Here is a 14,757-nt window from a genome sequence, read left to right on the forward strand (position 1 = left end):
CATTGGTGGAGTTCCTTCATTGTTTTGCAAATTTGAAGGAAGGGGCGCAGGCGGAAATTGCGTGCTTCATTGTCGGTCCGGCCGCGCAGAAGTCCTTTGGTAAATGAAAGGCACCAGGCGACCCAGTATTGGTGCAGTGATCCTCTCATTCAAGGCGAGTGCGGTTTTTTGTTTTCGCGCCGCGTCCTGTCTTCGATCTTTCAATCCTTGGAAGCCCCACATATATTCGCCGCTGTTCGCACTCAGCGACCTGATGCCGAAGCGGGAGGCCTCCATGGCGACATTGCAGAATTTCGATGCCGAAATTGCCAAGACCAAGCAAGTTGTGCAGGACATGCGCACCAAGATCGAGCAATCCGGCACCGTGCTCGACACGCTCGCCAAGACCGACAAGAAGATCGGCGACGCCAATTTCGATCTCGAAAACGCTCGCATCGAGGACGTGCTGAAGCAGCAGAAGATCATGGAAGGCAACATCGCCGACCTGATTATCGGGCTGGAGGACGCCACCAACGTTTTTGGCGCCGAATTCGAGAGCATGAAGAACTACACCGGCTGGGAAAACTTCATCGGCATCTTTTCAGATCAAAGCAAGCAGCGCATGCGCACCGACCGTGTCCGCAACATGTCGCTGGCCGGCAATCTGCAGGAGCTTCTGGCGAAATCCGACACCATCGTCGGCATCCTCAAGGCGCAGAAGGAGGTTCTCGACCAGCGTTACAAGACCTCCGAGGCCAGCCTCGCCCAGGTGATCGAGCGTCGCAAGACCACCATGTCCAATCTCGAGGCTGTCCAGAAACGCATCGAGGAATTGAACCCGATGCTGCTCGACATCGAGAACAAGATCGCCGCCTCGACCAGCCAGAAGGAGCGCACGCAGCTTGAGGGCGAGCGCTCGAAACTGGCCACGGAATACAATGAGAAGCAGGCCAAGGAGCAGGAGCTGCTCGCCGAAAGCCAGACGCTGGAACGCTACACCTCGATGTTCCAGACCTTCGTCGATTCGCTCAACAACCAGATCGCGGCGCAGTCGACGCTGATCAACAAGCTGACCATCGATACCGAGCAGCGCATCGTGCTCTACAAGGCGCTGGAAGATTCGCTGAAGACCGCCGCGCAGCAGGACGTCGCCCACAAGATCAACACGCTGGGCAGCCAGGTCGACAACACTGCCGAAGAAACCATGGCCGGTATCGGGGCTGCCTCGCAGAAGCACATTGGCGATCTCCTCGAAATGCACGAGAAGAATATGGTGGCCACCGCCGACATCCAGCGCCGCAAGAAGCTGGCCGATGATGCCTTCGCCCGCCGCTTCGACGACGTGATGAAGAAGCACAATTCGGCTAATTACGTGCAGTCGTAATTGCTGCACGCGCATCGCACTCTAAGGCTGGCTGCATGACCCCCGAAAACGAAGCGGCTGCGCGCTATTTCTCGGCGATCACGGCGGCGCTTAGCGGCCTCGAAGTGTTCATGCGCGACGACCGCTCGCCGCTCTACCGGCACGGCATCGTCGCCAAGATCGTCGCCGAATACATCGCGCGGCTCGACAAGTCCTTTTCCTGCTGGCGCAACCGGCTGGGCTTCATGGACACGTTCCGCATCTCACGCGCCGAAAGCGGCTTTCCGGTCTTCCAGAACCTGCTCGAATTGGAGAACGATCGTCGCCAGGCAGATGCACGGCTTGCCAACATCCCGCTGGCCGGCGAGTTGCGCGAGGAAATGGCCGACTTCATCCTGCGCCACAAGGAGTTCCCCGAAGCGCTGCAGAAATCGATGGCCGAGCGGCTCTACCTCGAGGACGTGAAAAGCGAGACCACCTTCGGCCCGTTCACCCTGGCGCAGACGGCAAAGGTCTCGGTCAATCCGAAGACCGGGCGACCCTATTATCTGGTTCACTGGGCCGCCTTCGACGGCAGCGCCAATCTGCCGCTGGTCTATATGGCGACGGTGGAGGATTCCTCCGAGACGATGATCCGCCAGCTTGTCGACGAAAATGGCAAGCTCAATGACCAGGTGGACATCCCACTGCCGGTCGACGGCCTGCTCAATCCCGAGCTTGCCCATCGCTTCGACGACTTCACCGAGAAGAACTCGGCCTATACGCTGTCGCCGGCGACGATTGCCGTGAACCTCGACAAGGATTTCGAGCCGCTGCACCCCAAGCAATTGCGCCGCGTCGTGCTCGGCCCCTTCTATTCCTCGGGGATCACCGACAACAATTCGACGGTCACCGAGGTGCTCGCCAAGGTGCGCAAGCCCGAAAATGCCTGGCTTTTGACCTGGACCATTCAGGAAGTCTATTCAAAGGCCGAGAAGCCCGGCCGCAAGGGTCTGTTTTCGAGCGAGAAGACGACGCAGGAATTCTTCATCAACACCGACGACCTGGAAGCCGCGCGCCAAGGCGTGTCGAGCTACGAGAACCATGCGCTGATCCCGCACGAGGCCTATCAGGCGCTCTACGCCGCCGGCGAGGCGCAGAAGATCTTTTCCGGCTACAAGGTCCACATCCTGTCCAAGGGACAGGTCATCAGCGACGTCTGACCGTCAAACCGCGGAGTATCCTTCATGGACACCGGCCTGACCACGATTTCGGAAGCGGCAATCGAAAAGCACCGTGCCACCGCGCAGAGCTTCATTACCCGCATCGTCGTGCTGGAGGATCCGTCGCGCGAATACGGCACAGAGCTGGCCGGCACCAACCGTCGCTTCGTCTCGACCGTCTCGGTCGGCTCGGTGCGGCGCACGCGCGAGGTCGAGCTTGCCAAGACCGTCGCCGCCGTCCATCCCGACGACCAATTGCTCAGCATTGCGCAGCATACGCTCTTGTTTCGCGCCCGGCGCGGCGCGGCCATAGCGCTGGCCATATCCGACGTCTTCGCCGAAGGCTCCGACCTTGAAAGCTTGCAGGCAAAAAATGCCCGCGCCCCGCTCGAAGGCGACGAAGCCGCCACCTTCAAGAGACTTCTGTCGGCCTCGGCCTACATTTCCGCCTTCAGCCTCGCTTCCTATCTGTTCCAGCTCATCGACAGCGACGGCGAGGCACCCAACGACACGCCCGAGCCGGACTTCCTGTTCGACACGCAGCAGGATGCGGTGAAGTCGATCCTGGCCGGTCTCGACAGGGCGATATCCGGCGCGAAGGACGATGCCGAGCTGATGACCCGGGCGCGTGCCTTTGCCCGCGTCGCCATCGACGGACTTTTGGCGCGAAAGGGCCGTTTCGACGGCATCGGCCCGTTCGAGAACGCGCATATCCGCATCGACGTCGACGATTTCACCCTCGACGGCTTCGACGTGGCGCCCGGCAAGCGTTCGAAACCGCTGGTGATGACCTTCAAGAAACCGGAAGAGGTCGTCGGCAACCACATCGCCAAATACCAGTCGGTCAAGCTCGCCAAGATGCTGATGACCTATGATTTCGACCGCGAGCTGAACCCCTTCGTCGAGCTTGGCGGCTTCCTCTTCACCTTCATCGGCGACGGCGCGCCCGGTACCGGCAAGACGACGCTGATCCAGATGATCGCGGGCCTCGTCAGCGGTTACTGCCAGGTCGCCGGCTATCCCTTCGCCTACGAGAACTTCGGCGTCGACCAGATTTCCTCCTACCAGGGCAAGTCGGGCCAGAATTGCCGCCAGTTCATCAACAATGTCTTGAACCCGCGGGTCATCGGCTTCGGCACCATCGACGATATCGATCAGGTGGCGGCGCGCCGCTCCGACGACCGCGCCTCGGCCGGCCAGCAGGAAATCACCGGCGTCTTGATGGACGCCTTTGCCGGTGCGTCGACCGTCGTACGCGGCAATTGCTCGTTCGGCATGTTTTCCAATTATCCCGAAAACGTCGATGATGCGTTGCGCCAGCGCGCCGGCGCCCGCTGGCTGGTCGACGGGCCGCAGAGCCGCGACGATTATATCGACATCTTCGTGCTGCTGGCCGGGAAGAACCACAAAATACCGCTCGGCGACCACAAGCTCTATGCCGCCCAAGAGATCCAGCGCGCGGTGATGGAAGCCTATGAGGAGCACGAGAAGCCACAGGAAGACGGCTTGATGAAGGTCTATGAACGCTACATGAAGGAGAATGGCGCGCCGAAGTCGATGGCCGACATCGGCACCTATTTGCACATGATCAAGGACGCCGAGCCGCGCTTCACCGGCCGGGCCATCAAGAACGTCACCGATGCGATCAAGATGCGCGCCATGGACATCGAGCTTCCCGACGAGTGGTTCGAGAAGCCGGAAGTCTTCATGCACAAGGGCTATGACGATAAGAAAGCGATGATCGAGGAACTGCGCGGCCCGTTCTCGATGGACATGGTCATGCAGGAGATCAACCGCTACGCCGATTCCGAGTTCCGCTATTCCGACAAGTCCGACGACGCGGCGGTGACCAAGATGATCCGCGACACCCGCCTGCGCGACCGCGCGGTGCGCGAGATCGAGGAGATGAAGAAGAAGGGGCTGTGGAATGCGTAAAGGTACGCAATGACCCCCGCCAAGAAACCCGACCTTTTGCGCGACAATGAGCTGATCTATGGCCGGCTGCTGACGGTCGACGAGCCGCATCTCATCCAGCGCTACAACAAGGCGCTTGCTGCCTTCGGCCTGCAGCCGACGAAGCTCAAGAGCTTCGACATCGACCGCACCGGCTTTTCGCCCGAGGTGGCCGAGGAATGCGGCGACTATGGCTATCTCGACCCCAATGAGGTCAACCGCCGCTTCATCATCCTGACGCCGTCGCAGATCGACCTGCCGGTCGTGCACACGGCCTTTTCCAACACCTCGCAACTGATGTTCGAGTTCATGTCGAAGAACCAGCGCGCCATCGACGCGCTGACCATCAAGGATGTCATCTATGGCGAGATCGAGGATTCGGTCCCCAGGGTCAACGACATCGAGGATCTGCTGTCGATCAACCAGGTCGAGTTCAAGGTGCTGTCGGCGGAGGATGTACTCGGCAAGGCGGCCGAACTCGGCAAGCTCGTCGATCGGCTGAAGCAGGAGCCGGACGCCTGGCGCGACAACGCCATGCTGACCCGCATGGTGGAGCTGGCCAAGATCTGCGGCGACATCCGCGAGAACGCACTGGTGCCGGATCAGGTGATCTTTCGCCACAACGCCTACTGGACCAGCCATTTCGGCGGGCTTTATGTGTTTGTCGACCCCGACATGACGACCGTCATCAGTGACCCGGCCGCACCCGGCTTCCGCCGCTCGCGGCCGTGGCAGGTGAGCTATCTCTCGATCAATGATGCCGACAAGGTGTTCAAATTCCTCGCCGCGACCGGCCGCATCGAACTGCCGCGCGCCTCATGGATCGAAACCTCGGGCTATCTCGAACATCGCGCCGAAATGGTGGTGCGCGCGCTGATCCGCGACACCGAGCCCGACCGCAATCTGACCGACGTCGACAAGGTCTGGCTGCAGACCTGGATCCACGGCCATACCGACCTGATCACCAGAGACGGCAATTTTCCTTTCCTCAACGCTGCCAAGCGCGAGATCGCCCAGCTCGGCCACCTCAAGATCGAGGACGTGTTCCCGCAGCAGCGCTTCCTGGTGATCCGAGCCAAGCCCGACCATCCCGACGCCTGGTTGACCAACCAGTTGATCTCGGATTTCGTGCCGCAGGACTTCGTCTCGCGCTACGTCTTCAACAAGCCGGGCTTCTACAAGGACTTTGACAGCTACAGCGACGCCTGGCGATCGCATGTTGTGGACGTTTTGAAAACCACATATCTGAAAGACAAGGTGGCGTTTCGCTCACGCCTCTACGGCCTGACTGATTGAATTGATTGAACGTTTGACAGACTGAGGGGTGACATCGCCATGCTTGATCCGATCGTGAACTTCTTCACCTGGATTTTCCAGTGGATCGGCCGCGGCATCGGCGTCGTCATCGGCGTGATCCTGTGGCCGTTCCTATGGGCCGGACGCTGGTACACGCAGCGCGGCTGGATCCTGAAGGCGGTGCTCGGCCTCGCTTTGCTCGTGCTGATCGGCCTCTATGCCAATTTCTTCTACGCCACCCAATGGTGGAACAATTTCAACCCGAACTATCCCGACACCTATACGTTTGAGAAGCGCAACATCTCGGCTGGCGAGCAGACAACGGCAGGCGCCGGCACCGACACCGCCAGAACCTGCGGAAACTCGGGCATAGCCCAGGTGGCGGCCGATCTGACCGATTTCAACGTTAACCAGAATGCCTGGATCTCGTCGATGATCCTCTACAAGCTCGGCCTGTTCGGCGTCGACTGGGACCACACGCCGTGGATGGACAACAAGGCCTCGTTCCAGCGCGGCATCAACCAGGCGGTGCGGCGCACGGCGACCGAGCTTGCCGACAATCTCGGCCGCGTCCGCACCACCTCGCAGATCGATGCCGACCTGCAGGATGCGCGCGGCAATCTGCAGTTCGACGAATACACCTGGTACTTCGGCTTGAGCCCGTTCGGTCCGAAGACACCGACACCGAGCTATTATCGCGACGCGGTGCGCAAGCTGCGCGCCTTCAATGCCCGGCTGGCCACCTGTCAGGCGACGTTCGATGCCCGTGCCGACAATCTGAAGCAGTATGTCGACCGTATCTCGTCCGACATCGGCTCGACCTCGGCTATCCTCAAGGAGCGCGCCGAAAAGCACAATGCCGGCTGGTTCGACACCCGCGCCGACGACCGCTTCTGGTTCGCCTATGGTCAGCTTTATGCCTATTACGGCCTGATGAAAGGTGCACAGGCCGATTTCGAGGACGTGATCAAGGAAAAGCACCTGCAGAATCTGTGGGACACGATGGACGCGCAGTTCGTCTCGGCGCTGCGCATCCAGCCTTTCATCATCGCCAATGGCCGCGAGGACGGCTGGCTGTTGCCGACGCATCTGACGACGATGGGTTTTTACATCCTGCGTGTGCGTTCGAACATGGTCGAGATCAGCAACGTCCTGACGCAATAGCAACGTCTGCTCGGCGGCATGGCGATGGCGAATTTGCGCCGTCGCCTCTGTCGCATTCCGTGCATTGTGCGGCTGTTTTGAGACGGCAGAACGGCGCGTCCTCTGGCTTCTATACGGCGCGACAACCGGGCGCAAAGACCCCGAACAGGTCGACCCGGCAGGCAGAAGCACTTTCTTCATAGGAAATATAGTTGCATGAAAGTTGACGCCGCGGCAGCGACAGGGTTAGAACAAGCCCCCACGCGCCTTCGGGCCGTTTCGAACATGCATCAGTGATCGAACCCGTCCCCTCCACCGTCCAATCCAGAGGAAAGCCGTCATGGCCGAAGTGAAGTCCGACATCGAGATCGCGCGCGCCGCCAAGAAGAAGCAGATCCAGGAGATCGGCCAGAAGATCGGCATCCCGAGCGAGCATCTTTTGCCTTATGGCCACGACAAGGCGAAGATTTCCGCCGAATTCATCAAATCGGTGAAGGGCAACAAGGACGGCAAGTTGATCCTCGTCACCGCCATCAACCCTACCCCGGCTGGCGAAGGCAAGACGACGACGACAGTGGGCCTCGGCGATGGTCTCAACCGCATCGGCAAGAAAGCCATCGTCTGCATCCGCGAGGCCTCGCTCGGACCGAATTTCGGCGTCAAGGGCGGTGCTGCCGGCGGCGGCTATGCGCAGGTCGTGCCGATGGAGGACATGAACCTCCACTTCACCGGCGATTTCCACGCCATCACCACCGCGCACAATCTGCTTTCGGCGCTGATCGACAACCACATCTACTGGGGCAACGAGCTCGGCATCGACACCCGTCGCGTCGTCTGGCGCCGCGTCATGGACATGAACGACCGGGCGCTGCGCGAGATCATCTGTTCGCTCGGCGGCGTCGCCAACGGTTTTCCGCGCGAGGGCGGCTTCGACATCACCGTCGCTTCCGAAGTCATGGCGATCCTGTGCCTCGCCACCGACCTGAAGGATCTCGAAAGGCGCCTCGGCGACATTATCGTCGCCTATCGCCGCGACAAGTCGGCCGTCTATGCCCGTGACCTCAAGGCTGACGGCGCCATGGCCGTGCTCTTGAAGGACGCCATGCAGCCCAACCTCGTGCAGACGCTGGAGAACAACCCCGCCTTCGTCCATGGCGGCCCGTTCGCCAACATCGCCCATGGCTGCAACTCGGTGGTCGCCACCACGACAGCACTGAAGCTCGCCGACTATGTCGTTACCGAGGCCGGCTTCGGCGCCGATCTCGGCGCCGAAAAGTTCTTCGACATCAAGTGCCGCAAGGCCGGCCTGAAGCCGGCGGCGGCTGTCATCGTCGCCACCGTGCGCGCCATGAAGATGAATGGCGGTGTCAAGAAGGAAGACCTCGGCAAGGAAAACATCGAGGCGGTGAAGAAGGGCTGCGCCAATCTCGGCCGTCACATCGAGAACATCCGCCAGTTCGGCGTGCCGGCGGTGGTCGCCATCAACCATTTCTATTCCGATACCGACGCCGAAATCCAGGCGATGAAGGACTACGTCACCTCGATGGGCGAAGAGGCGATCCTGTGCAAGCACTGGGCCAAGGGCTCGGCCGGCATCGAGGATCTCGCCAACAAGGTGGTGGCGCTGGCCGAATCCGGCGCGTCGCAGTTTGCGCCGCTCTATCCCGACGCCATGCCGCTGTTCGAGAAGATCAACACCATCGTCCAGCGCATTTATCGCGGCTCCGAAGCGATCGCCGACAAGTCGGTGCGCGACCAGCTCCACGCCTGGGAGAAGGCCGGCTACGGCAATCTGCCGGTCTGCATGGCCAAGACGCAGTATTCGTTCTCGACCGACCCGAATTTGCGCGGCGCGCCGACCGGCCATACCGTGCCGGTGCGCGAGGTCAGGCTGTCGGCTGGCGCCGGCTTCGTCGTCATCATCTGCGGCGAGGTTATGACCATGCCCGGTCTACCCAAGGCGCCGTCCTCGGAAAAGATCTTTCTCAACGAGATCGGCCAGATCGAAGGCCTGTTCTAAACCTTCCGGGCCATACAAACTGCCAAAAGGGCGCCGCATCATTGCGGCGCCCCTTTTGTTTGCGGATATTCCTAAGCCGCGTTGCGCGCCAGCGCTCGCTGGTTGGAGGCGAAGATCGTGTCGCGCTCCGGCAAGATGCCCGTCTTCAGGCCGTCGATCCATTCGGCGGTCTTGAGGACGGCCGCAAAGCGCGACTGCAGGATGATCGTCACCACACGATGGATCTCTTCGGCCGAGGCGTAACCGGCACTGTTGGCGTAGGGCACCGAGCCAGTCGCGTCGGACAGGAACTCAACCGCAAAGCCCATGTGGACGGCGTGGATGACCGTCGACAGGTCACAATTGTGCGTCATGTAGCCGACGACCGTAATTGTATCGATGGCGTTGGCGCGCAGCCACTCCTCGAGATCGGTGCCGGTGAAAGCGCTCGGCAGGGTCTTCTCGACATGGTGGTCGCGGCTTCGCCTGGCGATTTCGGGATGCAGCTCGCCGCCATGGCTGCCCTTGGCGAAGATCGGTGAATTTTCGGGTGCCATCTGCTTGACGACCACGATCTTGACGCCGGCCTTGGCGGCCGCATCCATCGCGTGCGCCACATTGACGACGCTGTCGCGGAACGGCGGGTGCTGGATGGCGAGATTGCCGCCATCATAGTCGTTCTGCACGTCAACGACGATCAGCGCCCGGCGGGTAGTGACTGGTTCAGACATGGCGTTTTCCTTCGGCTTGAATTGACTGACCAAGAATAGGTCCGCAGCTTACCAGCCAAAAGTGGCCCGATTGACATTATTCGAAAGAATTGGGACAATTCGACCTCAACCACCTTGGTATTCCTCATGGCCGACCCGATCGTTGCCGCCATAGCCTTCGATGGCATCAGCCCGTTCCATCTTTCCGTACCGTGCCTGGTGTTCGGTGAGGATCGCACCGCGCTTGGCCTGCCCCGCTTCGACTTCCGCGTCAGTGCGGTCGAGAACAGCCCCATCCGCACCGATGCCGGACTGACCATAACGGTACCGTATGGGCTGTCCGCGCTTGATGACGCCGACATCATCATCGTTCCAAGTTGGGATCTCGAAGTACCACCGCCACCAGCGTTGACCGAGACGCTGCGGCGCGCGCATCGGCGCGGCGCGTCGATCGTCGGCCTGTGCCTCGGAACCTTCGCCATTGCTGCAACCGGACTGCTCTCGGGAAAGCGGGCGACGACCCACTGGGCCTATACCGACCAGTTGCAGGCACTCTATCCCGACATCGTCGTCGACGCCGACGTGCTTTACATCGACGACGGCGATATCGTGACATCGGCCGGCGTCGCCGCCGGGCTCGACTGCTGCCTCCACATCGTGCGCGCGCGTTATGGCGCGGAAGCGGCGTTGCGGCTTGCCCGGCGCATCGTGCTGTCACCGCATCGGCAAGGCGGACAGGCGCAGTTCATCGAACGCCCCGTGGCGACGGCTCCGACCCTCGATCGTTTTGCAAAAGCTCTGGATACAGTGCTGAAAACGCTGGGCGACCCGCACAGCCTGGACAGTGTTGCCGAAGCCGCCGGCCTCACCCGCCGAACCTTCACGCGCCGCTTTCAGAAATCGGTTGGCACCAGTTTCGGCGACTGGTTGATCGAACAGCGGGTCCAACTGGCGCAACAGCTGCTCGAGTCGACGGCGCAGCCGATGGATGCAATTGCCTTCGAGGCGGGTTTCGGCAGCGCCACTTCGTTACGCCAGCATTTCGCGGCGCGGCTCAGGATCTCGCCGGTGCAATACCGGCGTGAATTCTCGAAAAGCGCCCCGGTGAACAACGACCGTCCGATCCAAACCGTGCGGCTTCAGAACGCGGGCGCGCTCACCGCCGTGTGATCACCCGCGCCGGATTGCCGACCACGGTCGTGTTCGCGGCCACGTCGCGCGTCACCACGCTGCCGGCGCCAACGATTGCCCCCTCGCCGATGCTGACGCCGCCGAGGATGATGGCGCTGCCGCCGATCCAGGCATTGTCGCCGATCTCGACCGGCCTGGCGATTTCCAGGCCTGCCTGCCGTCCTACTGCCTCCTTGTGATGCTCGGCGCAATAGATCTGCACGTTGGGGCCGAGCAGCGTCCGCTTGCCGATGCGGACCGTTGCGGTATCGAGGATGGTGCAGCCGGCGTTGAGGAAAACGCCATCGCCGAGAAAGATGTTGAAGCCATAGGCACAATGGAACGGCGCCTCGATGCGGGCGCCCTCGCCCGCTGTACCGAGCAGCGATTTCAGGGCGGGGCCGATATTGCCGCGGCGACCAGGTGGCAGACTGTTGTGTTCGAAAACCGCATCGCGCGCGAGGACGCGCAACGCCTCCAATTCGTCATCGAGGCATGTATACCACTCGCCCGCCGCCATTTTTGTGCGTTCACTTCCAGCCATGGCGGCGCCTCCTGTCTCAAGATCGTTCCAAAGCACAGTCGATCCAAACTGGAAAGCACCAGTGTCGCCACTGGTCAAATGCCAAGCCTATGCTAGCCTGCTCTTGCCGGACTGTCCTGACCGGTGATCGAGGGGATCAATCATGCTGTATATTCTCGCACTGCTGATCGGCGTCATTGCCGGCCTTCGCGCCATGACCGCGCCGGCCGCGGTTGCCTGGGGCGCGTATCTCGGCTGGCTGCCGGTTGCCGGCACCTGGGCCAGTTTCATGAGCCACTGGGCCGCCGTCGGCATCTTCACCATCCTGGCCATCGTCGAGCTGGTCACCGACCAGCTTCCGTCGACGCCGAGCAGAAAGGTGCCGCAGCAGTTTGGCGCCCGCGTCATCATGGGCGCCTTCACCGGCGCGGTGATCGGCGCGACCGGCGGCGCCACAATCGGCGGCCTGATCGCCGGTGCCATCGGTGCGGTCATCGGCACGCTGGGCGGCGCCGGAGCGCGCGGTCGGCTTGCAGCCGCTTTCGGCAAGGACCCGCCCGCCGCCTTCATCGAGGATGCCGTGGCGATCATCGGCGGCCTGCTGATCGTGGCGGCCGTCGTATGACGGCAAAAAGCTTCGACGCCATCATCATCGGCGCCGGACAGGCCGGCACTCCGCTCGCCGGCCGGCTGAACGCAGCCGGCATGAGCGTGGCGCTGATCGAGCGCAAGCTGGTCGGCGGCACCTGCGTCAACACCGGCTGCATCCCGACCAAGACCATGGTAGCGAGCGCCTATGCCGCGCATCTCGCCCGCCGCGCCGCCGACTATGGCGTGACGCTCGGCGGTCCCGTCGGCGTCGACTATAAAGCGATCAAGGCGCGCAAGGACAAGGTGTCGGGCGCCTCCCGCACCGGGCTGGAAGACTGGATCGCCGGCATGGACAAATGCACGCTCTATCGCGGCCATGCGCGCTTCGAATCCGCCAACACCGTGCGCGTCGGCGACGATCTGCTGAGCGCCGAAAAAATCTTCCTCAACACCGGTGGCCGCGCCTCGGTGCCCGACCTGCCCGGCGTCCACGATATCGACTACCTGACCAATTCGTCGATGATGGATCTCGATGTGCTGCCGCGCCATCTGGTCGTTGTCGGCGGCAGCTACATCTCGCTCGAATTCGCGCAGATGTTCCGCCGCTTCGGCTCCGATGTCACCGTCATCGAAAAGAGCCCGCGGCTGACCGGCCGCGAGGATGAGGATGTCTCGGCCGCCATTCTGTCTATCCTCGAAAACGAAGGTATCACGGTTCACGTCGGCGCCGACGACATCGGCTTTGCCAGGAGGGGCAACGACATTGCCGTGACATTCACCGCGGGCAAGGCGCCGGCGGTCGGTTCGCATGTGCTTTTGGCGCTGGGGCGGACACCCAACACCGACGATCTCGGCCTCGACAAGGCCGGTGTCGAGGTCGACAAACGCGGCTTCGTCGTCGTCGACGACCAGTTGCGCACCAGCGTGCCCGGCATCTGGGCGATGGGCGATTGCAACGGCAAGGGTGCCTTCACCCACACCTCCTACAATGACTATGAGATCGTCGCCGCCAATCTGCTCGACAATGACCCGCGCAAGGTCAGCGATCGCATCGAAGCCTATGCGCTTTACATCGACCCGCCGCTCGGCCGCTGCGGTATGACCGAGACGGCAGTGAAAAAGTCCGGCCGTCGCGCGCTGGTCGGCCAACGGCCGATGACCCGCGTTGGCCGCGCCGTTGAAAAAGGCGAGACGCAAGGCTTCATGAAGATCCTGGTCGACGCCGATACCAGGGAGATTCTTGGCTGCTCGGTGCTCGGGCCGGGCGGCGACGAGGCAGTGCACTGCGTGCTCGACCTTATGTATGCCAAGGCGCCGGTCGACACGCTGGCGCGGGCCATGCACATCCACCCCAACGTCTCGGAGTTGCTGCCCACCATTGCCCAGGAGCTGAAGCCGCTGGTCTAAGCCCGACAGGACTCCATCGGGATCGACCAAGCTCCGATTGCGCCATGACGGACGCTTCGGCGCCCGCTCTGCATCCACCGCATGATGTAATGCAGTCGCGCTCTGCCCTTCGCTTTCTGCATTGCTGCATTGCAGCAATCGCGCTTGTGCGCCGGTACATCACCGCACAATCTCGACTTGAACCGATTCATTCTGGACGCTCCATGCCCTTGCCCATCCTAGCGCTTGCCATTGCGTCCTTCTGCATCGGCACCACCGAATTCGTCATCATGGGCCTGCTGCCCGAGGTCGCCGCCGATCTCGGCGTTTCGATTCCCTCGGCCGGCCTTCTGGTCACCGGTTATGCGCTGGGCGTCGTCTTTGGCGCGCCGGTGATCGCGGTCGCCACCGCGCATCTGCCACGCAAGCCGGTGCTGGTCGGGCTGGCAACGCTGTTCGTCATCGGCAATCTCTTCTGCGCCATCGCCCCCAACTACTGGACGCTGATGGCCGCGCGCGTCTTCACCGCCTTCGGCCACGGTGCCTTCTTCGGCATCGGCTCGGTTGTTGCCGCCAGTCTCGTGCCGCGCAACAAGCGGGCGAGCGCCATCGCGCTGATGTTTGCCGGGCTGACGCTGTCCAACATCCTCGGCGTTCCCGGCGGCACGGCACTTGGCGAAGCCTTCGGCTGGCGCGCCACTTTCGTGGCCGTGGTCGGCATCGGCCTCATCTCGGTCGCGGCCATCGCCTGGCTGGTGCCATCGGACGTGGCCGAACCGAGTGGCGGCGGCCTGCTCGGCGAGGTGCGCGTGCTCGGCAAGCTGCAGGTCTGGCTTGGCATGCTGATCTCGGCGCTGGCTTCCGCCAGCCTGTTTGCCGTCTTCACCTACATCAAGCCCTATCTCACCGATGTATCCGGCCTTTCAACCGGAGCGGTCACTTGGGTGCTGCTGTTGTTCGGCGGCGGCATGACCATCGGCAATATCATCGGCGGCAGGCTGGCCGACTGGAAACTAATGCCGACGGTAATCGGCACGCTCTTGATGCTGGCATTGTTGCTGGCCTGTTTCACAGGATTTGGCGCCATCGCCACTGTTGCGGTGGCGATGGTTTTCCTGTGGGGCCTGCTCGTCTTCGTGGTCGTGCCGCCGCTGCAGATCCGCGTCGTCGAGGCGGCCTCCGAGGCGCCGAACCTTGCCGCCACACTGAACCAGGGCGCCTTCAATGTCGGCAACGCCAGCGGCGCCTGGATCGGCGGACTGGCCCTCTCCTTCGGTGTATCCTACGCCAATCTTCCGCTAGTCGGAGCGGCACTCGCCCTGCTGGCGGTCGCCGTCGCGGTGATGTCGCAGGCGCTGGATCGGCCTGCGCCAGTCGTCTCTCTTCAGGCTCCGGCGGAATAGCCTTGCGCCCATAGCGCGGCAGGCTGGACCAATCGACAT

12 protein-coding genes are annotated in these 14,757 nt (G+C 62.1%); 10 read left to right on the forward strand and 2 right to left on the reverse strand.

What is annotated here, in order from left to right:
- Nucleotides 1-274: 274 nt before the first annotated feature.
- The 6 genes from OHD62_RS10545 (at nucleotide 275) to OHD62_RS10570 (ending at nucleotide 8,956) form a co-directional block, all read left to right on the forward strand.
- The gene (locus OHD62_RS10545) at nucleotides 275-1,363 is read left to right on the forward strand and encodes a hypothetical protein (RefSeq protein ID WP_263782574.1); all 1,089 of its coding nucleotides are present in this window, start codon (nucleotides 275-277) and stop codon (nucleotides 1,361-1,363) included.
- Between the two features lie 35 nt (nucleotides 1,364-1,398).
- Nucleotides 1,399-2,544, forward strand: a complete 1,146-nt coding sequence (locus OHD62_RS10550; RefSeq protein ID WP_263782575.1) for a hypothetical protein — start codon at nucleotides 1,399-1,401, stop codon at nucleotides 2,542-2,544.
- A 24-nt stretch (nucleotides 2,545-2,568) separates the two neighbouring features.
- The gene (locus tag OHD62_RS10555) at nucleotides 2,569-4,479 is read left to right on the forward strand and encodes an AAA family ATPase (protein WP_263782576.1); all 1,911 of its coding nucleotides are present in this window, start codon (nucleotides 2,569-2,571) and stop codon (nucleotides 4,477-4,479) included.
- Between the two features lie 9 nt (nucleotides 4,480-4,488).
- Nucleotides 4,489-5,793 carry a DUF6638 family protein gene (locus OHD62_RS10560; RefSeq protein ID WP_263782578.1) on the forward strand — a complete coding sequence of 435 codons (1,305 nt, stop codon included), beginning with the start codon at nucleotides 4,489-4,491 and terminating at the stop codon, nucleotides 5,791-5,793.
- 39 nt (nucleotides 5,794-5,832) lie between these two features.
- Nucleotides 5,833-6,957 carry a DUF2333 family protein gene (locus OHD62_RS10565; RefSeq protein ID WP_263782579.1) on the forward strand — a complete coding sequence of 375 codons (1,125 nt, stop codon included), beginning with the start codon at nucleotides 5,833-5,835 and terminating at the stop codon, nucleotides 6,955-6,957.
- Between the two features lie 319 nt (nucleotides 6,958-7,276).
- On the forward strand, nucleotides 7,277-8,956 hold the full coding sequence (locus OHD62_RS10570) for a formate--tetrahydrofolate ligase (protein WP_263782580.1): 1,680 nt from the start codon (nucleotides 7,277-7,279) through the stop codon (nucleotides 8,954-8,956).
- A gap of 71 nt (nucleotides 8,957-9,027) precedes the next feature.
- On the opposite strand, the gene OHD62_RS10575 is transcribed toward OHD62_RS10570, so the two are convergent.
- Nucleotides 9,028-9,666 (reverse strand): cysteine hydrolase family protein, encoded by a 639-nt coding sequence (locus OHD62_RS10575; RefSeq protein WP_263782581.1) that lies wholly within the window; start codon nucleotides 9,664-9,666, stop codon nucleotides 9,028-9,030.
- Between the two features lie 126 nt (nucleotides 9,667-9,792).
- On the opposite strand from OHD62_RS10575, the gene OHD62_RS10580 reads away from it, so the two are divergent.
- Nucleotides 9,793-10,815 carry a helix-turn-helix domain-containing protein gene (locus tag OHD62_RS10580; RefSeq protein ID WP_263782582.1) on the forward strand — a complete coding sequence of 341 codons (1,023 nt, stop codon included), beginning with the start codon at nucleotides 9,793-9,795 and terminating at the stop codon, nucleotides 10,813-10,815.
- Here the strand turns inward: OHD62_RS10580 and OHD62_RS10585 are convergent.
- Nucleotides 10,802-11,359: a sugar O-acetyltransferase gene (locus OHD62_RS10585; RefSeq protein WP_263782583.1), complete on the reverse strand. Its 558-nt coding sequence runs from the start codon at nucleotides 11,357-11,359 to the stop codon at nucleotides 10,802-10,804. The genes OHD62_RS10580 and OHD62_RS10585 overlap by 14 nt on opposite strands.
- A gap of 142 nt (nucleotides 11,360-11,501) precedes the next feature.
- Here OHD62_RS10585 and OHD62_RS10590 point away from each other — a divergent pair, with 142 nt between their 5' ends.
- From OHD62_RS10590 to OHD62_RS10600, 3 genes are all read left to right on the forward strand, one after another.
- Nucleotides 11,502-11,963 carry a DUF4126 domain-containing protein gene (locus tag OHD62_RS10590; RefSeq protein ID WP_263782584.1) on the forward strand — a complete coding sequence of 154 codons (462 nt, stop codon included), beginning with the start codon at nucleotides 11,502-11,504 and terminating at the stop codon, nucleotides 11,961-11,963.
- Nucleotides 11,960-13,336 (forward strand): FAD-containing oxidoreductase, encoded by a 1,377-nt coding sequence (locus tag OHD62_RS10595; protein ID WP_263782585.1) that lies wholly within the window; start codon nucleotides 11,960-11,962, stop codon nucleotides 13,334-13,336. The genes OHD62_RS10590 and OHD62_RS10595 overlap by 4 nt, the downstream gene beginning before the upstream one ends.
- Nucleotides 13,337-13,539: 203 nt before the next feature.
- Entirely contained in the window at nucleotides 13,540-14,718 is a 1,179-nt protein-coding gene (locus tag OHD62_RS10600) for an MFS transporter (RefSeq protein WP_263782586.1), read from the forward strand.
- The last annotated feature ends 39 nt before the right edge of the window (nucleotides 14,719-14,757 follow it).

The organism is Mesorhizobium sp. YC-39, assembly GCF_025753795.1.
GTDB lineage: Bacteria > Pseudomonadota > Alphaproteobacteria > Rhizobiales > Rhizobiaceae > Mesorhizobium.